The sequence below is a fragment of the Arsenicicoccus sp. UBA2120 genome (assembly GCF_002330965.1).
In the GTDB taxonomy this organism is placed as follows: domain Bacteria; phylum Actinomycetota; class Actinomycetes; order Actinomycetales; family Dermatophilaceae; genus Arsenicicoccus; species Arsenicicoccus bolidensis.
On record NZ_DCYC01000082.1, the window covers coordinates 21,450 to 44,004 of the forward strand.

16 protein-coding genes and 1 pseudogene are annotated in these 22,555 nt (G+C 73.9%); 6 read left to right on the plus strand and 11 right to left on the minus strand.

Annotated features, from left to right (window positions below; genetic code table 11):
• Window positions 1–73: 73 nt before the first annotated feature.
• The 10 genes from B2P18_RS13895 to B2P18_RS13940 all read right to left on the minus strand — a co-directional run bounded on the left by B2P18_RS13895 (window position 74) and on the right by B2P18_RS13940 (window position 11,676).
• The gene (locus tag B2P18_RS13895) at window positions 74–1,081 is read right to left on the minus strand and encodes an NADP-dependent oxidoreductase (RefSeq protein ID WP_239266630.1); all 1,008 of its coding nucleotides are present in this window, start codon (window positions 1,079–1,081) and stop codon (window positions 74–76) included.
• Entirely contained in the window at window positions 1,081–1,503 is a 423-nt protein-coding gene (locus B2P18_RS13900) for an organic hydroperoxide resistance protein (RefSeq protein WP_239266628.1), read from the minus strand. The genes B2P18_RS13895 and B2P18_RS13900 overlap by 1 nt, the downstream gene beginning before the upstream one ends.
• Window positions 1,500–1,955: a MarR family winged helix-turn-helix transcriptional regulator gene (locus B2P18_RS13905; protein WP_239266626.1), complete on the minus strand. Its 456-nt coding sequence runs from the start codon at window positions 1,953–1,955 to the stop codon at window positions 1,500–1,502. Before B2P18_RS13905 ends, B2P18_RS13900 begins: the two co-directional genes overlap by 4 nt.
• Before the next feature lie 403 nt (window positions 1,956–2,358).
• Complete coding sequence (locus B2P18_RS13910; RefSeq protein WP_286961226.1) at window positions 2,359–4,638, minus strand: glucose PTS transporter subunit IIA; 2,280 nt, start codon at window positions 4,636–4,638, stop codon at window positions 2,359–2,361.
• Window positions 4,639–4,773: 135 nt separating this feature from the next.
• A complete protein-coding gene (locus B2P18_RS13915) occupies window positions 4,774–6,111 on the minus strand; it encodes a lipopolysaccharide biosynthesis protein (protein WP_286961228.1) in 1,338 nt (445 codons plus the stop codon).
• A 118-nt stretch (window positions 6,112–6,229) separates the two neighbouring features.
• Window positions 6,230–7,186, minus strand: a complete 957-nt coding sequence (locus tag B2P18_RS13920; RefSeq protein WP_286961229.1) for an XdhC family protein — start codon at window positions 7,184–7,186, stop codon at window positions 6,230–6,232.
• The gene (locus B2P18_RS13925) at window positions 7,183–7,926 is read right to left on the minus strand and encodes a nucleotidyltransferase family protein (protein ID WP_286961231.1); all 744 of its coding nucleotides are present in this window, start codon (window positions 7,924–7,926) and stop codon (window positions 7,183–7,185) included. The genes B2P18_RS13920 and B2P18_RS13925 overlap by 4 nt, the downstream gene beginning before the upstream one ends.
• A complete protein-coding gene (locus tag B2P18_RS13930; protein ID WP_286961232.1) occupies window positions 7,923–10,019 on the minus strand; it encodes a xanthine dehydrogenase family protein molybdopterin-binding subunit in 2,097 nt (698 codons plus the stop codon). The genes B2P18_RS13925 and B2P18_RS13930 overlap by 4 nt, the downstream gene beginning before the upstream one ends.
• A complete protein-coding gene (locus tag B2P18_RS13935; protein ID WP_286961234.1) occupies window positions 10,016–11,020 on the minus strand; it encodes an FAD binding domain-containing protein in 1,005 nt (334 codons plus the stop codon). The genes B2P18_RS13930 and B2P18_RS13935 overlap by 4 nt, the downstream gene beginning before the upstream one ends.
• A complete protein-coding gene (locus B2P18_RS13940) occupies window positions 11,017–11,676 on the minus strand; it encodes a 2Fe-2S iron-sulfur cluster-binding protein (protein WP_286961236.1) in 660 nt (219 codons plus the stop codon). Before B2P18_RS13940 ends, B2P18_RS13935 begins: the two co-directional genes overlap by 4 nt.
• 114 nt (window positions 11,677–11,790) lie before the next feature.
• Here B2P18_RS13940 and B2P18_RS13945 point away from each other — a divergent pair, with 114 nt between their 5' ends.
• The 5 genes and pseudogenes from B2P18_RS13945 to B2P18_RS18950 form a co-directional block, all read left to right on the plus strand.
• Window positions 11,791–13,398, plus strand: a complete 1,608-nt coding sequence (locus B2P18_RS13945; RefSeq protein WP_286961238.1) for a hypothetical protein — start codon at window positions 11,791–11,793, stop codon at window positions 13,396–13,398.
• A gap of 204 nt (window positions 13,399–13,602) precedes the next feature.
• Complete coding sequence (locus tag B2P18_RS13950) at window positions 13,603–13,788, plus strand: hypothetical protein (protein WP_029210934.1); 186 nt, start codon at window positions 13,603–13,605, stop codon at window positions 13,786–13,788.
• A gap of 53 nt (window positions 13,789–13,841) precedes the next feature.
• Window positions 13,842–15,026, plus strand: coding sequence for a glycosyltransferase family 4 protein (locus tag B2P18_RS13955; RefSeq protein WP_239266654.1), 1,185 nt, complete (start codon window positions 13,842–13,844; stop codon window positions 15,024–15,026).
• Window positions 15,023–15,826: a class I SAM-dependent methyltransferase gene (locus B2P18_RS13960; protein WP_286961242.1), complete on the plus strand. Its 804-nt coding sequence runs from the start codon at window positions 15,023–15,025 to the stop codon at window positions 15,824–15,826. Before B2P18_RS13955 ends, B2P18_RS13960 begins: the two co-directional genes overlap by 4 nt.
• Window positions 15,823–19,062, plus strand: a pseudogene (locus B2P18_RS18950) (alpha-(1->3)-arabinofuranosyltransferase domain-containing protein); the annotation flags it as partial. The gene B2P18_RS13960 and the pseudogene B2P18_RS18950, both read left to right, overlap by 4 nt.
• Before the next feature lie 916 nt (window positions 19,063–19,978).
• On the opposite strand, the gene B2P18_RS13970 reads toward B2P18_RS18950, so the two are convergent.
• Window positions 19,979–21,292 (minus strand): acyltransferase family protein, encoded by a 1,314-nt coding sequence (locus tag B2P18_RS13970; RefSeq protein WP_286961244.1) that lies wholly within the window; start codon window positions 21,290–21,292, stop codon window positions 19,979–19,981.
• Between the two features lie 230 nt (window positions 21,293–21,522).
• Here B2P18_RS13970 and B2P18_RS13975 point away from each other — a divergent pair, with 230 nt between their 5' ends.
• Window positions 21,523–22,551 carry a DUF3068 domain-containing protein gene (locus B2P18_RS13975; protein WP_286961245.1) on the plus strand — a complete coding sequence of 343 codons (1,029 nt, stop codon included), beginning with the start codon at window positions 21,523–21,525 and terminating at the stop codon, window positions 22,549–22,551.
• The last annotated feature ends 4 nt before the right edge of the window (window positions 22,552–22,555 follow it).

Sequence of the window (22,555 nt, forward strand, 5' to 3'; positions counted from 1 at the left end):
CGGCCCCACGAGATCGTGAGTGTTTCGTCCAAGATTCTTGGACGAAACACTCACGATCCTGGGGATCAGAAGGTCAGAGGGTGACGACCATCTTGCCGGTGTTGGCGCCACGCATCAGGTCGATGAACGCCTGCGGCGCCGCGTCCAGCCCCTCGCGCCGCGTCTCGTCGACGCTGATGTCGCCCGCCGCGATCCAGTCCGTCATACGGCCTCGGAACTCGTCGGCCAGGTGGGAGTAGGACCCGACGATGAACCCACGCAGCGTCAGCTGCTTGCCGATGGCGAGGGCGAGGTTGCGCGGGGCGGGCGTGGGCTCGGTGGCGTTGTACTGCGAGATGGCGCCGCACATGGCGACCCGTCCGTGCAGGTTGAGGCGTCCGATGGCGGCCTCGAGGTGCTCGCCCCCGACGTTGTCGAAGTAGACGTCGATGCCGTCCGGGGCCGCCTCGCGCAGCCGGTCGGCGACCGGCCCGTCGTGGTAGTCGAACGCGGCGTCGAAGCCGAGGTCGCGCAGGCGCTGGACCTTGTCGGGCGAGCCGGCGCTCCCGATGACCCGCGACGCGCCCATCAGCCGGGCGATCTGGCCCACGAGCGAGCCCACGGCGCCTGCCGCGCCGGACACGAACACCGCGTCGCCCTCGCGGAACCCGGCGACGGCGGTCAGTCCGGCATACGCGGTCAGCCCGGGCATGCCGAGGACCCCGAGGTATGCCGTCTCGGACACCCGCTCGGTGTCGATCACCGTCACGCCGTCGGCGGGCAGGATCGCGTGCTCGCGCCAGCCCAGACCGTGCAGCACGCGCGCCCCGACGGGCACGGACTCGCTGCGGGAGGCGACGACCTCACCGACCGCGCCGCCGTCGAGCGGCTCGTCGAGCCGGAACGGCGGCACGTAGGACTTCACGTCGTTCATGCGACCGCGCATGTAGGGGTCGACGGACATCGCGGTGTTGCGCACGAGGACCTGGCCGTCGGCGAGCTCGGGGAGCTCGATCGTCTCGATGCGGAAGTCGTCGGGCGTCGGCCACCCCTGCGGCCGCGCCGCGAGGACGATCTGGCGCGTGCTGGTCGGGGCCGTCATCAGTCCTCCACCACCGTGACGGTGACGTCGATGTTGCCGCGCGTGGCGTTGGAGTACGGGCAGACCTGGTGGGCCTGGTCCGCGAGCTGCTGCGCCTGGTCGTGGGGCAGGGCCGGTATGACGACCTCGAGGGTCACCTCCAGCCCGAAGCCGCCACCGTCACGCGGGCCGATGCCGACGCGGGCGCCGACGCTGGACTCGCCGAGGTCGGCCTTGGCCTCGCGGGCGACCATCTGCAGCGCGGAGTGGAAGCACGCCGCGTAGCCGGCGGCGAACAGCTGCTCGGGGTTGGCGCCCTGGCCGGAGCCACCCATCTCGGTGGGGACGGCGAGGTCGAGGTCGACGCGGCCGTCCTTGGTGAGGACGTGGCCGTTGCGGCCGGCGCCGGTGGCGAGCGCCTCTGCGGTGTAGATCGCGTTCATGACGTGTGCCCTTCGTTCGAGTCGTGCGGGGTGGGCAGGTGGCAGAACCGCTGCGCGAGGGTGCGCAGGGTCTCTGACTCCTGCGGGGTCAGGTGCATGGAGTCGTAGAGCTGCTGGCGCAGGCCCGCCGCCTCCGGCTCGAGCGCGCGGCCCTGGTCGGTGAGGTGGACGGTGACGCGTCGTTCGTCGCGGTGGTCCCGCCGACGCTCGACGTGCCCGGCGGCCTGCAGGCGTCGCAGCAGCGGGGACAGCGTGCCGCTGTCGAGCTGGAGCCGCTCGCCGAGCTCGGAGACGCTGGGGCCGTCGGCCTCCCACAGCGCGAGCAGCGTGACGTACTGCGTGTAGGTCAGGCCGAGACGTGTGAGCCCCTCGCGGTAGGCGCCGGTCGCGACGCGCGACGCGCTGTAGAGCGCGAAGCACAGCTGCCGGTCGAGCTCGAGGTCTGACTCCATGCCGTCTACCCTGCCACGCCAGTCGGTTGTGTGCAACTCAATTGCGCGCAACTCATCACCTCCCGCCGAGCCCGCACACCCTGACCTCGGTCCGGCACCGATCGGTCCGTATGCCGGAAGAACGCCCCCAGGCCGGGGTCCAGGCGTGCGGGAGGCCCGGCGCCATGCCCCGATCGGGGATGACGCCGGGCCTCTCGGCATACGGCCGGTGCAGGGTGCCTGATCAGATCAACCGGCCCTGGTCACACCGGCCTGGGGAACGGAGGCCGGTCGATGCCTTTGCCGGGGGTAGGTCCATCAGCCGGGAGGGGCAGGACCGTCGAACCCAGGCCGATGTGCCTACCTGAGGCGGTCACATCCGCCTGGCGGGCTAACCCGGGCGGATGTGACTACCTGAGGTAGGTCAGGCGGGGGTGACGCGGATGATCGGCGCGCCCTTGGCGATCTCGCCGGACACGTCCAGCGGCTCGACCGGGCCCGTCGCGAACGAGTTGGTCACGAGGACGGGCGTGATCAGCGAGTAGCCCGCCTCCTCGATCACCGCGCGGTCGAAGGTCACGAGCGGGTCGCCCGCGGCCACCGTGTCGCCGGCCTTGACGTGGACGTCGAAGCCACGGCCGTCGAGGTTGACGGTGTCGATGCCGACGTGGATGAGCAGCTCGACACCACCCTCGACCGCCAGGCCGAAGGCGTGACCTGTCGACTGGGCCACGACCACGGTGCCGGCGGCCGGCGCGCAGATCGTGTCGTCGCGCGGGTCGATGCCGACGCCCGGGCCGACCAGGCCCGCGCTGAACACCTTGTCCGGCACCTCGGCCAGCGGCACGACGACGCCGTCGCAGGGCGCGCCGACCTCGACGGCCCCAGCACTGGCAGAGCCAGCCGCACCGGCAGCACCCGCGCCTACAGCAGCACCGGTCGCGGCCGCACCAGCACCGGCCGTGCCCGCGCCAGCGGTGTCGGTCACCACGCTCGCGCCGCCCGCGGCGGCCTCCGGGCGGGAGTGCCCGGCGGGAGCCTCAGGAGCACGACCGGTCGTCGGGGCGTCGCCCGCGAGCGATCCAGCGCCAGCGCCGGCAGCAGCCCCACCAGCGACGGCCCCGGCGTGCGCCATACGGTCGTCGGTGGACAGGGTGACGTTCTCGTTGTCGACCGGGTTCTGCTCCGGGATCGCGGTGTCCGTGGCGGCGGCGTTGGCGGCGAGCGCCTCGGCCTTCTGCTCGGGGGTGCGGTAGTCGGTGAACACGATCAGCAGCATCGAGATGAAGAAGGACGCGGCCACGGCGATGGCGTAGAGCGGGATGTTGTCGAACGCCGGGATCGTCAGCAGCGAGGTGAAGACGAAGGCGCTGGTCTTGAGCCCGCCGCCGAGGCCGATGATCACGCCACCGACGAGGCAGCCGACGAGCATGCGCGGATAGATCCGCTTGAACCGCAGGTGGATTCCGTACAGGGAGGGCTCGGAGATGCCGCCGAGCAGTCCGGCCGCGAGGGCACCGGTCGCCGTCTGGCGCATCGCCACGTCCTTGTCCTTCATGGCGTGGTAGAGGACGCCGGCGGTGGCGCCGAAGCAGGCGAAGTTCCACGCGCCCATGGGGCCCTGGATGAAGTCGAAGCCGTTCTGCTGGATGTTGAGCAGCATGATCGCGTTGATCGGCCAGTGCAGGCCCAGCGGCACCATGAAGGGGTAGGCCAGCGGGATGACGATCGCGAAGATCAGCGGGCTGAAGTCGTTGATGGACTTCAGGAAGCTGCCGAGGCCGGCGCCGACGTAGACGCCGATCGGGCCGATGAGGAAGGCCGTCAGCGGGATCATCACCAACATCGCGAGGAACGGCACGAAGATCAGGTGCAGGTTGCTCGGGATGAGGCGCTTGAGCAGCTTGTACAGCGGGCCGAGCACCGCGGCCATCAGCAGCGGCGGGAACACCGTCGAGCCGTAGTTGAAGATCGTCAGCGGCAGACCGAAGACGTCGAAGATCTTGACCTCGGAGCCGGCGACCGTGGCGGTGCGGGCGGCGTCACCGAGGGCGGTGAAGCCGGGCAGCATCAGCACACCCATGATCGCGAAGCCCACCCAGGGGTCGGCGCCGAGCTTCTTGGACGCGTTGTAGGCGACCATCAGCGGCAGGAAGGTGAACACGCCCTGCCACAGCAGGTTGATGAACGCCCAGCCGCCCTCGAGCTTGACGCGGGGGTCGGCCCAGTTGCCGATGACGCCGAGGGTGGACATCAGCGCCATGAAGGTGATGAACAGCGAGGCACCGAGCAGCGCGCCCAGGATCGGGCGGAACGAGTCGGAGAGGAACTCGAAGAAGTTGTCGAGCCAGGCGCGTCCGCCGCGGGGGCCGCCGGAGCGCAGCTCGGCCTTGAGCTCGTCGTCGGACTTGGCGCCAGATGCGCCTGCGGCCGCCGCGGAGCCGCCACCGCCGGACGCCATCTCGGGCAGCGCCATGATGTCGTTGAAGACGTTCTGGACCGCGCCACCGATGACGACCTGGTAGCGGTCGCCGGACTGCGGGACGGCGCCCATGACGCCGGGGATCTTCTCCACCTGCGCCTGGTCGACGCCGGACGCGTCCTTGAGCTGGAACCGCAGCCGGGTCGCGCAGTGCGTGAGGCTGGTGATGTTGGAGGGGCCGCCGACGCTCGAGACGATGTCGCTGGCAGGGCTTGATGCCATGAGGTACTTCTTTCCTGGGGGAGCCGCTCGGGCGCGTCAAGTATTCCCTGCCCGGGGCAGGTCCGCTGACCGAGCACTCACCTGGCACCGGCGCGTCCCGTATGCCGAACGCCCGCCGTCTCACGGACGGGACCCTCAGGCGCGCCGGGCGACCACCGTCCCGGCCACGACGAGCAGCCCCAGCACGCACACGAGCACGGTCGTCACGACGGCGGCCACGCTGCCGTGCCACAGGGCGACGGCGCCGACCGTGACGGCCACGGCGACCCACACCAGGGCCCCCACGCCGTGGCGGTGGTCGGCGAGGTCGGCGTACACGAGCACCTGGACGAGGGCGAGGGCGACGCCGAGCGCGGTGAACACCCAGGCCTGGTGGCCGAGCTCGTCGACATAGGCGCGCCCGCCGACGACGGAGGTGAGCAGGTCGCCCGCGACCGCCGCGACCAGCACCCCCAGCACGCCGACGGCCGCGGTCATGCCCACGGCCGCCCGGACCGCGGCGCGGCGCTCGGCAGGGCGGGCCATGCGCGGGTAGTAGATGGTGGCGATGAACTGCGGCCCCCAGAAGGCGACCTTCTCGAACAGCGCGCCCATCGTGTAGACGCCGGACCCGTCGCGCGACAGGTGGTGGCGGGCGAGGATCAGGTCGAGGCTCGACAGGACCAGCAGCCCGGCGGTCGGCATGGACCCCACCAGGCCGGCCCGGGCGCGCGCGATCCCGGCGGCCCACCACGAGGGCGCCGTCACCGATCCACCTCGTTCAAGATCAGGTATGCCGTCCGAGCCCGGGCCATCCTCGCCGGCGCCACCCCGGCCGGCCCCGCGGACGGCGAGCGCCCCCGCGACGACGGCGACCACGACCCAGCCCACGGCATACCACCCGATCACCCCCAGGACGCCCTGGCCGAGTGCGGAGGCGGCGACGGCGGAGGCGATCTTGGCGACGCCGACCAGCAGCGCCGAGAGCCCGAGCGCCGCGAACCGCTCGGCGCCCTGCAGCACCCCGAGCGCCGCGAAGGCCACGGTCATGGGCACGGCCGACAGCGCCAGCACGACCAACGGCGCCACGGAGGGCAGGTGCAGCAGCGGAGCCACGAGGGGTGCCGTGACGGCGAGCAGCAACGCCGGCACGCCACCGACCAGCAGCGCCCCGACCAGCAGCCCGCCGTCCACGGGGCCGCCCGATCGGCCGTGCGCGGGCGCCGACTGCGACGCGACGCCGCGCGCCGTCACGAGCTGCAGCCCGAGGCCCGGCACGGTCAGGATCGTCGACAGGTTGATCAGCGAGCCCACGGCGCCCAGGTCGTCGGGGGTCATCGACCGCCCGAGCACCACGAAGAACGCGTAGCCGAGCAGCGCCCCGAGGAAGGTGCCGGCGAAGAGCAGCCCACCGGACGACAGGGCCGACGTGACCTGCGCGAGCGCTCGCGACACGACGGGCCGCGCGGCGGCGTCCGAGGTGGTGCGGCTCATGGGAGCTCCTTGGTCGGTGATGCCCGGGCACGGGGTCGTCAGCGTGCCATAGTGCCAGCATGCGACGCCGCGACGTGTGGCCGGGATCTCGCCGGGGGCGGGTCGGGGGCGGGTCGGGCTAGTCGCCGGTGGGCTCCGCCAGGGAGGCCGTGGCGCGGGGGTGGGAGTCCGCGCGGCGGGGGTGGATGGCCTGGCTGCCGTGGGACAGGGGCGTTCCAGCGCGCCCGTTCGCGACGGCGAGGATCTCGGCGAGGATGCTCAGCGCCGTCTCGGCGGCGGTGGTGCCGCCCAGGTCCAGCCCGGCGGGTCCGCGCAGCCGCGACAGCAACCGGCCGTCGACCCCGAGCGTGCGCAGACGTTCGAGGCGAGCGCGGTGGGTCGCCCGTGATCCGAGGGCTCCGACGTACCCCGCCGGACACCCGAGCGCGACCTGCAGGAGCGGGTCCTCGGTGCGCTCGTCGTGGGTCAGTGCGACGACGGCCGTGCTGACGTCCACGTCTCGCGACCGCAGCAGCCGGTCCAGGTGGCGGTGGGGCTGGTCGACGACGACCTGCCAGGCCTCGGGGAAGCGGTCGGGGGTGGTGAACACCGGTCGGGGGTCGCACACCACGACCCTGCGCCCGAGGGTCGTCCCCAGGCGACAGATCTCGGCAGCCAGGTCACCGGCGCCGTAGACCAGCAGCAGCGGATCGGCCGCCCGCTCGAAGGCCAGGGCCTGCCGCAGCCGAGGGGCGTCCTGCGGGGGGAGGGCCTCGACCTGGACCGTCATCGAGCCCCCGCACAGGATCGACGGGCCGAGGTGCCCGAGGTCGGTGGGCAGGCCCGCCTGCTCCTGGGGCCCCGCGTAGGTGCGGCTGCTCGGCAGGCCGGATCTGAGGACCTCCTCCGCGAGCGCGTAGGTCTCGCCGTCGACGCACCCCACCGAGACGGAGCCCGCGACGACGCCGTCGTCGCGCACGGCCATGGCAGGCCCGGTCGGGCGCGGGGTCGACCCGTGCACCGCCGAGACGGAGGCGAGGGCGACGCGGTGGCCCTCCTCGAGCCAGGCGACGACCTGCTCCAGCACGCGGCTCACGACCCGGTCACCGCGCTCGCGGGTCGGTGCACGCCCCAGCGACCGGGCGCCACCGCGAGGTCAGCAGGGACGTCGACGTCGAGCCCCAGGGCCAGGTCGCCGCAGTCGACCAGCATCGCCTCGGGGGAGCTGAGCAGGCTGCGGGCGCCGACGTCCTGGCTGTCGGACCGCAACAGCTCGCCCCAGTGCGCCCGCCCGACGAGCACGGGATGACCGGGCCGACCGTCGTATGCCGCGCGCGCCAGCGCCACCGGTCCGGTGGGGGCGTCGTCGAGGAGCCGCAGGACGAGCTCGGGCCCCTGGTCGGGCAGGTCGGCGAGCGTGATCAACACGTGGTCCACGTGCGCGTCGACGAGGTCGTGCACCGCCGCCAGCCCCGCGCGCAGGGAGTGCCCGATCCCGTGCTCCCACCCCTCGCAGGACACCACGTGGACGACGTCGCCCGCCTCTCGCAGGGCCCCGTCCGACCCGGCGGACGATCGGGTGATCTCGGTGCGCACCGCCTCCTCGTGCGCCCCGACCGCCACGACCACCGGCGCGCAGCCGGCGTCGAGCAGCGAGCGCACGGCATGGACCACCAGGCTGGTGCCGTCGTCGTCGCGCAGCAGCACCTTGACGATCCCCGTGGGGGCCGGTGCCGCCTTGGGTGCCGCGGAGGGTGTCGCGGACCGCAGCGCCTCCGACCACCGACGTCCCGCCCCCGCGGCGAGGACCAGGCCCGCCACCGCGCGGGGCCTCACAGGAAGGCGTCCGCGGTGATCGGCAGCGACCGCACCCGCACCCCCGTGGCGTTGTAGGCCGCGTTGACGATGGCCGCCGAGACGCCGGTGATGCCGATCTCGCCGATGCCGCGAGCGCCCATCGGGTTGATCGTGTCGTCGGCTCCGGGCAGCCACAGCGCCTCGATGTCCACCGCGTCGGCGTTGGCCGGCACGTGATAGGTCGCGAGGTCCTGGGTGACGACGTGCCCGAACCGCGGGTCGCGCACGGACTCCTCGTGCAGGGCCGCGCCGAGCCCCATGGTCATGCCACCGATGAGCTGCGAGCGGGCCCCACGCGGGTTGACGATCCGCCCCGCGGAGAAGACCCCGAGGAGGCGGCGCACGCGGATCTCGCCCGTCCACCGGTTGACGGCCACCTCGGCGAACTGGGCTCCGAAGGAGTGGTGCGCGTACTCCTTGTCGTCCGCCTCCGTGGGGGTGCTGGTGGCGGAGGCTCCCTCCGCGGGGTCGTCGCCGTGCTGCTCGCGGAAGGCCCGGCAGCAGGCGACCACGGCCGATCCCCACGAGCTGGTGCCGGACGAGCCACCGGCCACGGTCGCCTGCGGCAACGAGGTGTCCCCCACCTCCACGTCGACGTCCTCCGGCGCCACGCCCAGGGCGTCGGCCGCGATCAGTCCGATCGTGGTGCGCGCCCCGGTGCCGAGGTCGGCGGCGGCGATGGCTACGACCAGGCGCCCGTCGGTGGCGGTCACCCGCGCGACGTTGCCGGGCATGGACTCGCCCGGGTAGGTCGCGGACGCCACCCCGAGCCCGATGCGCCAGTCGCCCTCGACCCGGCTGCCGGGGGTGCTCGGACGCTCGGACCACCCGAAGCGCTCGGCGCCGAGCTCGAGGCACTCGACCAGGCGACGCTCGCTGAACGGCAGCCCGGTGTCGGGGTCGACGTCGGGCTCGTTGAGGCGCCGCAGCTCGATCGGGTCGATGCCGGTCCGGCAGGCCAGCTCGTCCATCGCCATCTCGAGCGCGACGACCCCCGGGAAGACGCCGGGCGCGCGCATCCAGGAGGGGATGGCGACGTCCAGCGCCGTGACCCGGTGGCTCGTGCTGCGGTGGGGCGCGGCATACAGCGATCGCGCGGGCACGGCTGCCTGCTCGACGAACTCCTTGACCCGACTGGTCTGCACGTGCACGGCGTGCTCGGTCGCGACCAGCCGCCCCTGCTCGTCGGCACCGAGGCGCACCCGGGAGACGGTCGCGGAGCGGTATCCGCACAGGGAGAACATCTGCTGCCGGGTGACGGCGAGCTTCACGGTGCGCCCGGGCACGGTGCGGGCGGACAGGGCCGCGGCCACGTCGGGCGCGTGCGGCAGGCCCTTGGACCCGAAGCCACCCCCGATGTGGGGAGCCAGGACGTGCACGGCCTCGGGCTCGAGACCGAATGCCGTGGCCAGCTGCTCCTGGACGCCGTGCGGGTGCTGGGTCGAGTCGTGGATCTCCAGCGACGCCCCGTCCTTCGACCAGGTGGCGGCGAAGGCGTGCGGCTCCATCGGGTTGTTGTGCTCGTGCGGCGTCCGGTAGACCTCCTCGACGCGCACGGCGGCCGCCGCCATGGCCGCGTCCACGTCACCGGTGGTCGAGTCCGTGGGGAAGCCGGCGTTGACGCTCTCGGGCCGGTAGACGGGCGAGTCGTCGCGCAGCTCGACGACGAACTCCCGCTCCTGGTAGCTCACCTCGACCAGCGAGGCACCGTGGCGGGCGGCCTCGGGCGAGTCCGCGAGCACGATCGCCACGATCTGCCCGTGGAAGTCGACGTCGCCGTCCTGCAGGACGTCCAGCTCGCGGTCCTCGTGGCTGTCCAGGCGGGGTGCGTTCGCGTGATGCACGACCGCGTGGACACCCGGCGCCGCCAGGGCAGCGGCGTCGTCGACCGAGGTGATCGTGCCCCGGGCGACGGTCGAGGTGACCAGGTGGGCATAGAGCAGGCCCTCCCCGGTCTGCTCGAAGGCGTAGGGCGCGCGACCACGCACCTTGTCCACCGCGTCCCGGCGCTGCACGTCGGTGCCCATCGCGCGGGCCGTCAGCGGCGGCATCGTGGCTGGGTGCTCGGTCATGATCGCGCCTCCTGCTCGTCCCTCAGCCGGCTCAGCACCATGGCGGTCGCCCCGGTCACCATGGCCGGCTTGTACTCGTTGCCCGAGTGCGCGTGGGCGTCGGCCAGCTCCGCTGCGCAGGCTGCGCGGACGGTGTCCTCGGTCAGGGCCTGCCCGGTGAGCCGCTCCTCGAGGATGCGAGCGCGCCACGGCCGGTGCGCGACGCCGCCCCAGGCCACCCGTACGTGGTCGACGCGCCCCTCGCGCAGCCGCAGCACGGCAGCGACCGAGACGAGCGCGAAGGCGTAGGAGGCCCGGTCCCGAGCCTTGTGGTACGCCTGCGAGGAGCCCTCGACCGGTGCCGGCAGCTCGACCGCCGTGATCAGGTCGCCGTGACGCAGCGTGGTGTCCTGCTCCGGGGCGTCCCCGGGCAACCGGTAGAGGTCGTCGAGGGACTCGCGTCGCTCGCCGTCGGGCCCCTGGACGACCACGACGGCGTCCAGCGCTGCCAGCGCCACCGACATGTCGCCCGGGTGCACGGCCCGGCAGTGCTCGGACGTGCCCAGCACCCCGTTGTAGCGCGTGTAGGCGCGGTCGTCGTCGGCGGAGCACCCGCTGCCGGGCTCGCGCTTGTTGCACGGCGTGCTCAGGTCCTGGAAGTAGACGCAGCGCGTGCCCTGGAGCAGGTTGCCCGCCGTCGTCGCCTGGTTGCGGATCTGGCCGCTGGCTCCCGCGAGGAGCGCGCGGGACAGGACGGGCTGGTGGCGTCGCACCCAGGGGTGGGCGGCCAGGTCGCTGTTGCGGACCCCCGCACCCACGCGCAGGCCCCCGCCCGGCGTCTCGGAGATCTCGTCCAGGCCGAGGTCCCCGACGTCCACGAGCCGGCCGGGCGTGACCAGCCCCAGCTTGAGGTGGTCCAGCAGGTTGGACCCGCCGGCCAGGTAGGACGCGTCGGGGTCTGCGGACACCAGCCGGACCGCCTCGTCCACCGACGTCGGTCGCGCGTACTCCACGGGCCTCACGACGTCTGCTCCTTCGCGTCGGATCCGGGGCCGGCGGCGGCGCCGGGTCCGACGCGCTGCTCGGTCGCGGCGAGGGCCGTGGCTACCCGGTCGGGCGGCGAGGACCCGACGGCCTGCCGGACCGCGTCGACGATGTTGGGGTAGGCGCCGCAGCGGCAGATGTTGCCCGACAGCCGCTCACGGACCTCCACCTCGCTGGCCTCGACCTCGCCCTCCAGGTCCTCCGTGACGTGGCTGGGGTGGCCGGCGGCGATCTCGTCGAGAGCCCCGACGGCCGAGCACACCTGACCGGGCGTGCAGTAGCCGCACTGCAGGCCGTCCCGGTCGACGAAGGCCCGCTGGACGGGATGCAGGCCGTCCGGGTCGGCGTCCGCGCCGTCCGCGAGCCGGCCCAGCCCGGCGGCGGTCACCACGTCAGCGCCGTCGTGCTGCACGGCCAGGGTCAGGCAGGTGAGATGGCGTCGGCCGTCCAGCAGCACGGTGCACGACCCGCACTGGCCGTGGTCGCACCCCTTCTTGGGGGCGTTCTCTCCCAGGCGCTCGCGGAGGGCGTCGAGCAGCGTCGTGCGCGGCTCCACCTCCACCTCGCGCGCCTCACCGTCGACGGTGATGGCGACGGTGATCAGGCTCGGGCTCGTCGAGGTCGGTGAGGCCATGTCATCTCCTGGACGCTGAGGACTCGGTGGACGGCGACGCTAGCAGCCACAGGTGCCACCGGTGGGGCTTGCAGGAGGCCTCGTGCCAGAGTGCCTGCATGTCATAGTGCGGGCATGGGACGGCGGGGAGCAGTGCCGGCGGCGACCGGGCGGGCCGCGCTCGCCGGATGCGTCGCCTCCATCCTCCTCGCCCTGGCCTGGACCTGGCCCGCGCTGGGCCGTGGTCAGCTCCTCTACCGCGACTTCGTGCAGGTGCCCGACCCCGTGCTGGGCCCCTCCGTCCTGGGAGCCGTCGGCCAGGCGCCGCGCGCGGTCCCGCTCGACGCCGTGACGGCCCTGCTCGCGCCCGTCGTCCCGTCGGGGGTCCAGCAGCAGGTCATGCTCGTGGCCTCCCTCGCCCTCGCCGGGTGCGGCCTGGCCGTCCTCCTGCGCCGGCACGGGACCGCGGCCTGCGTGATCGCCGCCGCCGTCGCGGTCTGGAGCCCGTATGCCGCGCAGCGGCTGCTCGTCGGACAACCCCCGACGCTGCTGGGGTGGGCCATGGTGCCGTGGCTGGTGGCGGCGGTGCGGCTCGACGGGTCGCCGCGACGCCGGATCCTCGCGGTGCTGGTCGCCGCCCTGCCCGCCGCCCTGACGCCGTTCGGCGGGCTGCTGGCGCTGGCGGTCGTGGTGGTGACCGCCCTGACGACGAGGCATCGCCCCGGGCGGCATCGTCGGGAGTGGTCGGCCCTCGCGGGTCTCGGCGTGGCCTGGTGCCTGCCCTGGGTCGTCGCCGGACTGCGGGGGGCCAGCGCGGCGGGCGAGACGTCGGGGGCCCGGGCGTTCGCGGTGCGGGCGGACGGGGTGCAGGGGGTGCTCGACGTGCTCGGGGGTGGGGGCATCTGGGCGCCCGCCGCCGCCCTCGCCTCACGCGCCCATGCCCCGGCCCTGCTGGCCTCGGCCGCCCTGGTGATCGTCGCGGCCCTCGTGCTGGCCATGGGCAGCATCCGCCCGGGCCGGGCCGACCGGTGGGTGCTCGCCGTCGCGCTGTCGCTGCCCGTCGTGGTCGCCCTGGCCCTGGCGTCCGGACCCGGCCTGGCCGCGTGGGGGCAGGCCCAGCGCCTGCCCGGCGTCGGCATCCTGCGCGACACCCACCGTCTGCTCGGCCTGACCGTGCTCGCGACCGCGGTGCTGCTCGGCCTCGGCGTGGCCGCCCTGGGTCGCCGTCTCGGACGGGTTGTGGCGGCCGGGGCCGCAGCGACCGTCGTGGCGCTCGCTGTGCTCGGTGCCCCAGACGCCCCGACCCGCGTCCACGCGGCCTACCGCCCCACGAGCTTCCCCGCCGGCTGGTCCGAGGCCGTCGCCGCGGTGGGCGACCGGACGACGCTCGTCCTGCCCTGGCAGCCCTTCCGACGGCAGGCCTGGGTGGGCGACCAGCCCTTCCTCGACCCCCTGCCCCTTGCTCTGCGTGGTCGTGTGATCGCATCACGCAACCTCTCGGTCCCCCGCGACGGGGGCGCGGTGGTGGTCGGGTCCGACGACACGACCGCGGTCGAGGCCTGGACCAGAGGCGACCTGGAGGCCCTCCGCTCGGCCGGGGTCGAAGCGGTCGTGACCTGGGCAGACACTCCCGGCGAGACACCGCCGCCCCCACCCGGGGCACGCCGTGTCGGCACGACCGGACCCCTGCGCGTCTGGCTCGTCGACGACCCCTCGACGGGCCCCTCGAGCGCCCGATCCTGAGGCCGCCCATCGGGGCGATATGCCGGTAAAGTGACGCAGACCACAGGACAGGCAGAGCTCCGGCACGTACTCTTACCGACCAGTAGTACCCATCAGTAGCACCTGGTCGTCAGCGACCAGCACCCCAGCAGCACCCAGCACCCCTGCAACGGCGCCATCCAGCGCGGGCCCCGCCTCCCGCCTCCTGCAGATCGAGGTCTGACCATGTCTTCCCTCAGTGGCCGCACCGCCGCCGTCGTCATCGCCGCCCTGTCCTGCCTGCTCGGCCTCGGCGCCTCCGCCCTCGCCGTCAACGCCGTGAGCGCCGCCGCTCCCGACGACGCCAAGGCCGCGACGTCCGGACCGGCCGCCCAGGTCGCCCCCGCCGAGATCATCGGTTACGGCGGCTGACGGCTCCCCGTCACCGCATCGACACCTTCCGCACCACGACCACGCCCACAGCCGTGCGTATCGCCTTCCTCAGCTGGCGCGACCTCACCCACCCCGAGGGTGGTGGGGCCGAGCGCTACGCCCAGACCGTCTGCAGCGGGCTCGCCGCCCGCGGCCACGACATCACCCTGCTGTGCGCCGCCCACGGCGACGCCCCCGAGCAGGAGCACCTCGACGGCTACCGCATCCTCCGTCAGGGGGGACGCGCCTCCGTCTATCCCGCGACCGTCCGGCGGCTGCGCGAGCTCGAGCGCACCGAGGGCCACTTCGACGTCGTCGTCGACATCCAGAACGGCCTGCCCTTCGGCTCGCGCCTCGGCACCCTGTCCCCGGTGGTCGTGCTGATCCACCACGTGCACAAGGAGCAGTGGCCGGTCGTGTTCAACCGCGCCGTCGCCTCCGTGGGCTGGTTCCTCGAGTCCCGCATCTCACCGTGGCTCTACCGCGGCTGCCAGTACGTCACCGTCTCCGGTCGCACCCGTGACGAGCTCGCCGAGCTCGGGATCGACCCCGACGACATCTCGGTGATCCACAACGGCACCGAGCTGCCGTGGAGCACGCGGGAGTCGCGCACCGAGCACCCCAGCCTCGTCGTCCTCGGCCGGCTCGTCCCCCACAAGCGGGTCGAGCTGGCCATCGACACCGCTCAGCGCCTGCGCCACCGGTTCCCCGGGCTGCGGCTGCGGATCGTGGGCGACGGCTGGTGGCGCGAGCGCGTCGAGGAGCACGCCCGCTCGGTGGGGGCCGACGACATCGTCGACGTGCTGGGCTTCGTCGACGAGGTCACCAAGCACCACGAGCTCTCGTCGGCGTGGGTCTCGCTGGCCCCGAGCCTCAAGGAGGGCTGGGGGCTCAACGTCATCGAGGCCGCCATCCACGGCGCCCCCACGGTGGCCTTCCACGACGCCGGCGGCCTGTCCGAGTCCGTGGTCGACGGCTACACCGGCACCCTCGCGCACGACCTCGACGAGTTCGTCGAGGCCACCGCCGAGCTCCTCGCCGACCATCACCTGCGGCACGAGATGGACCTCGCGGCCCGCGCCCACGCCCGCCGCTTCTCCTGGGGCGCGACCGTCGACAGCTGGGAGCGCACGCTCGCCCGGGCTGCCGCGCACCGCCCGGCCGTCGCAGAGATCGACCAGGTCGTCGCCGCACCCGAGCGGGTCGGCCACCGACCCGGCCGGCGCGCGAGCGCATGACCGCGGACCAGCAGCAGCGCGCCCCCGTGCCGGAGCATCCCGGTGCGGTGCGCCCGCTGCCGCCCCTGGCCCGGGTCGGCTCCCTGGCCCGCTCGGTCCAGCTCTTCCGCGCGTTCACGGTCGAGCAGACCGACCCCGCCTACTTCTACGGCCTGCTCGCGCTGGACTCGGTCCGCGAGGCGAGCCGCTGGTGCGAGCTCGACGGTGCCACCATGGTCGACGTGGGGGGCGGACCGGGCTACTTCGCGGACGCCTTCATGGCGGCCGGGGCCCGCTATGCCGGGATCGACCCCGACGCCGGGGAGCTCGAGCGCCGCGGGACGGTCGCCTCCAACACCCTGCGCGCCTCGGGGTTGTCGCTGCCCATCGCGGACGACGTCGTGGACCTCACCTACTCCAGCAACGTCCTCGAGCACGTGCCCGCGCCGGAGGAGATGGCGGACGAGATGGTCCGCATCACCCGACCCGGCGGCACCGTCGTCATCTCCTGGACGCCCTGGCTGTCCCCCTGGGGCGGCCACGAGACCGCCCCCTGGCACTACCTCGGCGGCCGTCGCGCGGCGGACCGCTACGCCGACCGGCACGGCCATCGCCCCAAGAACGACTTCGGCCGCTCCCTCTACGCCTGCTCCATCGCCCGCATGCTCACCTGGCTCGCCGCCGCGGAGCGCGCCGGCCGGGTCGAGCGGGTCGAGATCCTGCCCCGCTACCACCCGGCCTGGGCCCGGTGGCTGATCCGCGTGCCGGGCGTCCGCGAGATCGTCTCGTGGAACGCCGTGCTGGTCCTGCGTGTTCGATGACCTCGGCTCCCCCCGCTCCCCGGACCGACCGGCCCCACCAGGCCGGTCGGTCCGATCGTGCGGGTCGTGCTGACCAGCACGTATGGCGGGTGCGGCTGCTCACGGCGTGCGTGCTGCTCACGGCCGCGAGCTTCCTGCAGGGCGGGGGCCGGGTCGTCCCGGACACCAAGCTCGACCTGACCCTGTCACCGGCGGCCTTCCTCGGCCGGGCCCTGCACGTGTGGGACGGGGGCCACCTCGGGCAGCTGCAGAACCAGGCCTACGGCTACCTCTTCCCCATGGGGCCGTTCCACCTGGTGCTGCGGGTGCTGCAGGTGCCCGAGTGGGTGACGCAGCGGCTGTGGTGGTCGCTGGTGCTGTGCACCGCCTTCCTCGGCTTCTGGCGGCTGGCGCGGGCCGTGGGGGTGGGTGGGCCGTGGACGCGCTACCTCGGGGCCTTGCTGTTCGCCCTGTCGCCGCGCTTCCTCGCCGAGATCGCGGTGACCTCGATCGAGGTGTGGCCCATGGCCGTGGCGCCGTGGGTGCTGCTGCCGCTGGTCGACCCGACCCCCCAGCGCACCCGCCTTCGGGTCCTGCGCTCGGCGCTCGCCTTCGGCTGCATCGGGGGCGTCAACGCCATCGCCACGGGTGCCGCCCTTGTGCTGCCCACCCTGTGGTGGCTGACCCGCGAGCGCCCGGCCCGGTCCCTGCGGGCGTTCGCGGCGTGGCTCGGCGCGTGCGTCCTCGCGGGTCTGTGGTGGATCGGCCCGCTCGTGGTGCTGGGGCGCTACAGCCCGCCGTTCCTCGACTGGATCGAGAACGCCGCCGCCACGACCGGCACCGCGAGCCCCTTCACGGCGCTGCAGGGGACCACGCACTGGCTGTCCTACCTGCGCGTGGCGGACGGCCCGACCTGGCCGGCCGGCTGGGTCACGGTGACCGTGCCGATCCTCGTGGTGACGACAACGGTGCCGGCGGTCATCGGGCTGGTCGGCCTGACCCTGCGCGGCCTCCCGGACCGGTCTTTCTGGCGCCTGGGCGCCGTCGTCGGCCTGGTGCTGCTGGTCGCCGGCTTCGCCGGACCCGCGCACGGCCCCTTCGCCGAGGACGTCCGCACCCTCCTCGACGGCCCGCTCGCGCCCTTCCGCAACATCCACAAGTTCGAGCTGGTCCTGCGGATCCCGTTGCTGATCGGCCTCGTCCACGCCGTCCATGTCGTCGGCACCCGGTCCAGCGGCGAGCGCAGCGCCGGCCCCGCAGGGCCGGTCCGGTGGGTCCCACGGGAGCTCGTCGCCGCGGTCACCGGCATCCTCGTCGTCGCGGCAGCCGCCCCCGCCGTGGCCGCGATGCTGCCGCGGGCCGGCGCCTACGAGCAGGTCGCGGGCTACTGGCGCGACGTGGCGGGCTGGCTCGACGAGCAGCCGGGCTCCGGGTCGGTGCTCGTCGTGCCCGCGGCCCCGGCCGCCGAGCTCACCTGGGGGTCGCCTCGCGACGAGCCGCTCCAGGCGCTGATGCGACGACCCTTCGCCGTGCGCGACGCCGTGCCCCTCGGGTCCGCCGGCTCCACCCGCTACCTCGACGAGGTCGAGCGCCACCTGCGCACCGGGGTCGGCGGCTCCGGCCTGCGCAGCTCGCTGCGCGACGCGGGCATCCGCTACCTGGTCGTCCGCAACGACCTGCGCGCCACCGCCCGGCGGGCCCCCGCCCTCGCGGTGCACCAGGCCCTGACGGACGCGGGCATCGACCGCGTGCGCTCCTTCGGCCCGCCCGCGGGCAGCACCTTCGAGACCGCCGACACCACGGTCGACGAGCGCACCCTGCTGCCCTACCCCAGCGTCGAGGTCTACGACGTCGGGGACGTGGCCGACGCCCGGCTCGTCCCGGCGTCCGCGCTGCGTCAGCTGACCGGCGGGCCGGAGGACCTGCCCTCGCTGGACCGCGTCCTGCCGGGTGGCGCCACCGTGCTCGGCGACGACCGCACGGCCCTGCCCGCCACCCCCGCGCTCCCCGAGATCCTCACCGACGGCAACCAGCGGCGCGAGACGATCTTCGGCCGGGCCTCCGACAACCGGTCGCCCGTGCTGCGCCCCGCGGACCCCGGCACGACCGGCCGCCGGGTGCAGGACTACCTCGTGGACCCCCGCGCGCCACAGGTCACCCTGCGCTGGGAGGGCATCGCCGGGGCCGAGGCCTCCAGCTCGGGCTCCGACGCCGGCTCCTTCGTCCGCACCTCGAGCGGGGACGGCCCGGCCGCTGCCCTCGACGGGGACCCGACCACCCGCTGGGTGTCCGGCCGGTTCCAGCAGGCGGTCGGCGAGTGGTTCGAGGTGCGCCTGGACCGCCCCCGCGACCTGACGGGCACGACGCTCACCGTCGCCTCGCCGTGGGCCGGCGCCGCGCCGCCCGTGGCCGTCGACGTCACCACCGACGCCGGCACCGTGCCCATGACGATCACCCCGGACCAGGCGGCCGGCGCGACGGCCGCCGTCCCCCTGCCCCCCGGCCCCACGACGCGCCTGCGTCTCACCCTGCGCGGCGTCGGCGCCGGCACCGAGCGGGCCTTCGCGATCACCGAGGTCACGCTGCCCGGCATCGTGCCGGTGCCGCGTCTCGTGCTGCCGCCCACCCCCTCGGGGACGCCCGACATCGTCAGCCTCCGACGCCAGGAGCCCGGCCGCACCGGCTGCCTGCGCCAGGGCGACCGCCCGCTCTGCGCCGGGGGCCTCGTCGCGACCGGCGAGGAGGCGGCCGGGATGTTCCGCACCTTCACCACCGCCGCGCGCACGAGCTATGCCTGGTCCGGCCACGTGCGGGCCCGGGCGACCGCGGGGGGCCGGGCGCTTCTCGCCATACCGGGCAAGGTCCAGGCCAGGGCCACGACCTCCCGCGTGCCCGCGCTCGCGGGCCGCCCCGGAGCCGCCGTCGACGACGAAATCGGCACCGGGTGGATCGCCTCCGCCCAGGACCGGCAGCCCACGCTGAGCCTGACCCTGCCCTCGGTCCGGGCCCTGACCGGCGTGCGGCTCCTGTCCGATCCCCATCTCGCGGCCTCGCGGCCACGCCGCGTGCAGGTGCGCACCGGCGACGGCCGGACCCGCAACCTCACCGTCGCGCCGGACGGCACCGTGCGCTTCACGGCACGCACCGACCGCGTGGACATCACGTTCACCGGGGTCGACGAGGTGCGCTCGATCGACGCCGCCACCAAGCTCGCCGAGACGCTCCCCGTCGGCGTCTCCGAGGTCGAGCTCCTCGGTGCCGACGACGTCCGGACCCCGCTCGACCGGGACGCGCCCGTCGGTGCGACCTGCGGCGATGGCCCGACCGTGCGCATCGACGGCGTCGCCCGCGCCTCCCGCCTGGTGGCGACCGTGGGTGACGTGCTCGACGACCGGCCGCTGCGCTGGGTGCCGTGCGGCGGGCCCACCGACCTGGCCGGCGAACGCTCCACGCAGCCGATCACCCTCGACCCGGGCGAGCACCGGGTCACCGTCTTCGCCACGGCGGCCTACGTCCCCGAGAGCCTCCTGCTCACCACCCCCGAGCTCGCGCCCAGGGCCTCGCGCGCGGTCGGCACGGACGTCGTCGCCGACGGCGATGCCTATGCCGTGCCCGAGCGCGCCACCCCTGCCGTGCTCGCGCTCCCGCACAACGCCAACGCCGGCTGGGTCGCCACCGACGACGACGGCCACGAGCTCACCCCGATCCGCCTCGACGGGCGTCGTCAGGGCTGGGTGCTGCCCGCCGGACCTGCCACGACGGTGCACCCCCGCTTCGCCCCCCAGCGGCCGTATGCCGCCCTCCTCGTCGCCGGCTTCCTCGGGCTGCTGCTCCTCGCCGCCGCTGCCTGGCGCGAAGGTCGTCGTCATCGCGCGGCGCTGCTCGAGGGGGTCCCCACCGGCGCGCCACCGCTGCGTGACGGGGCCTGGAGCCCGTATGCCGCCACCGGCGTCGTCGCGGTGCTGCTGCCCGTCGCGACGGGACTCACGGGGTTTGGTGCGGTGGGCGTGGCCGTCCTCGTGGGGCTGCTCGCCCGCCTCGCGCCGCGCCCGGACCTGGTCCGGGCCGCGGTGGTGGCGGTCTGCGCCACGGTGGCGGTCGCCCTGGTCGCCGCGCTTCCCTGGACGTCCGGGAACGCCGCGCTCGCGTCGTGGTGGCCTCAGGCCGCCGTGCTCATCGCCGTGGCGGTGGCGACCCTGCTGCTGCCCCTGTCGTTGACGCTGCCGGATCGTCGGCGGCCCTCTCCACGTCCGGCCCAGCGCCGCTCCCGGCTCCTGCCTCGGTGTCCCTCTCGGCGGTGACCCGCGCGGTGGGGACGGCCGCCGGGCGGCTCCGGCGAGGGTCCCGGCGACGCGCGCGGCGCATGATCGGCGCCTCCACGTAGCGGTAGCTCACCCACGCCACCAGCAGTGACGCCACGATCGTCGTGGGCCACAGCAGGAGGAAGTCCCCCGTGAAGGGCTTGTGGCCGATCGCGCGCTCGAGCAGGCCGAGCACGACGAGGTGATAGACGAACACGCCGTAGGACAGGTCTCCGAGCAGCCGGGCCGGGCGGCTGCCGAGGGCCGCGACGACGCGGGACGAGCTCGGCTCGGCGGCGATGCAGGGCAGCACGACCAGCACCGCCAGGATCGTGTAGCCGAGGTTCTTGCTGCCTGCCTCGAGCAGCGTCGCGCGATCCAGGCCGTACGGCCCGGCCAGGCGGGTGGTGAGGAGCAGGTAGAGCGCACCCGCGGCAGCCCACAGCGTCCCCGGCGAGGCGACGAGGTCGTCGACCACCGTGCGGGGCAGCTCGCCCGCGAGACGCCCCTCGTGCCAGACCGCGAGGGCCATGCCCCCGCCGAACCACGCGGCGTACTCCGGGAGCCAGTAGTTCGTCATACCCTCGACGTTGTCGTGGGTGAGCACGATCCAGGCGAGCGAGACGGCGGGCAGGCAGGCGAGGACGACGAGGGCGAGCTCGGACCAGCTCAGCCAGCTCGACCGCGGCAGGCGCGACAGCCCCCACGCCGCCAGGGGCAGGACGAGGTAGAACGCGACCTCGGTCGACAGGCTCCACATCTGCGTGAGGCCGGGCACCGACGGGGACGGCACGTAGATCTGCGACATCGTCGCCACGCGCAGGTAGTGGACGAGGTCGACCTTGTCGTGCTGGAGCAGCAGGTAGGCCGCCAGCACGGCGACCCACGCGGCCGGCAGGATGCGGAACACCCGGTGCCGCAGGTAGGTCCGCAGGTCACGGGCGCCGGACACCTGCGTGGCGGTCGCGCTCCCGAGGCGGGCCCGGGCGTGCGGACGGTAGAGCAGGAAGCCCGACACCACGAAGAACAGCGGGACGCCTGCGTCCAGGCGAGCGAGGAGCCCGGCATACGGGCCGTGGATCGCCAGCCCGCTGGTGAAGCCCACGTGCGTGGTGACCACCATGAGGGCACCGACGATCCGCAACCCGTCGAGGGCCGCGAAGCGGGTGGTCCTGGGCTCAGCCACCCGAGGAGGGTAACCAGCGAGTAACCCCGAGCGCCTGCTGGTGTGACACGGACGACACGGATGGCGGTCGGAGCGCAACGTCTGGGTCACGAGGGGCAGACAACTCCCAGCCGCGCTGCTATGGTCCCAAGAACCGCGGCGCTACTCACCAGTAGGCACCCGTCGCCGACCGAACGACACACCTCGTCTCGTCAACGTCACTGTTGCCGTTCCCTGAGCAGGAGTCCCCCATGCGTCGCATCCTCGGCGGTCTCGCCGTCTTCCTCGGCATCCTCGCCCTCGTCCTCGGCATGCGGGCCGACTCGATCTACGACCAGCTGGCCACGGTCCCGCTCGACCAGAAGACCACGGCCGAGTCCGAGGGCACCGGCGTCAGCGCCCTGCGCGTGTCCGCTGAGGGCGGCTCGGTCAGGTTCGACAAGCTGACCGACCAGCACGTCAAGAACACCCGCACCATCATCGGCCTCCCCGGCAAGGTGCCCGAGGGGCAGCGCGACGACAACGCGTTCTGGCAGATCGGGCTCCGCACCGAGATCGTCGACGGCCAGGCGCTGGCCCTGAGCACCGACGGTGTCTCCATCGACCGGCGCACCGGCCTGGCGACCAACTGCTGCGGCGACTTCCTGGGCGTGGGCACCACCGAGAACCAGAACGCCACCCAGCCGATCACGCACGAGGGACTGTTCTTCAAGTTCCCCTTCGACGCGCAGAAGAAGTCCTATCCCTTCTGGGACGGCGAGCTCAAGGCCGCCCGCGACGCGGCCTTCGTGCGCGAGGAGAAGGTCAAGGGCCTCAACACCTACGTCTACGAGCAGACCATCCCCACCACCCGCCTCCCCGGGTCCCGTGAGGTGCCTCGCGCGATGTTCGGCAGCGGCGCGGGCAACGTGCAGGTCCAGTCGGACTACGCCAACACCCGCACCTTCTGGGTCGAGCCCAACACCGGGGCGATCATCCGCGCGCAGGAGAACATCAACCGCGAGGCCGTCTCCGAGGCCGGCACGGTCACGCTGATCAAGGGCGTCATCGGCTACAACGACAAGACGCAGCAGAAGTTCGCCGACGAGTATGGCGACAAGGCCGGCAAGCTGGCGTTCGTCCGCGACCTGCTCGGCCCGATCGGCTTCATCGCCGGCGCGCTCCTGACGCTGCTCGGCCTGTTCCTGCTCTTTGCCCGCCGCCGCGGCGGGCACCGCGACTCCCGGCGCGACGACCTCGTCGCCGCCGACCGCGAGGCGACCGGCGCGACCCGCGCCTGACCGG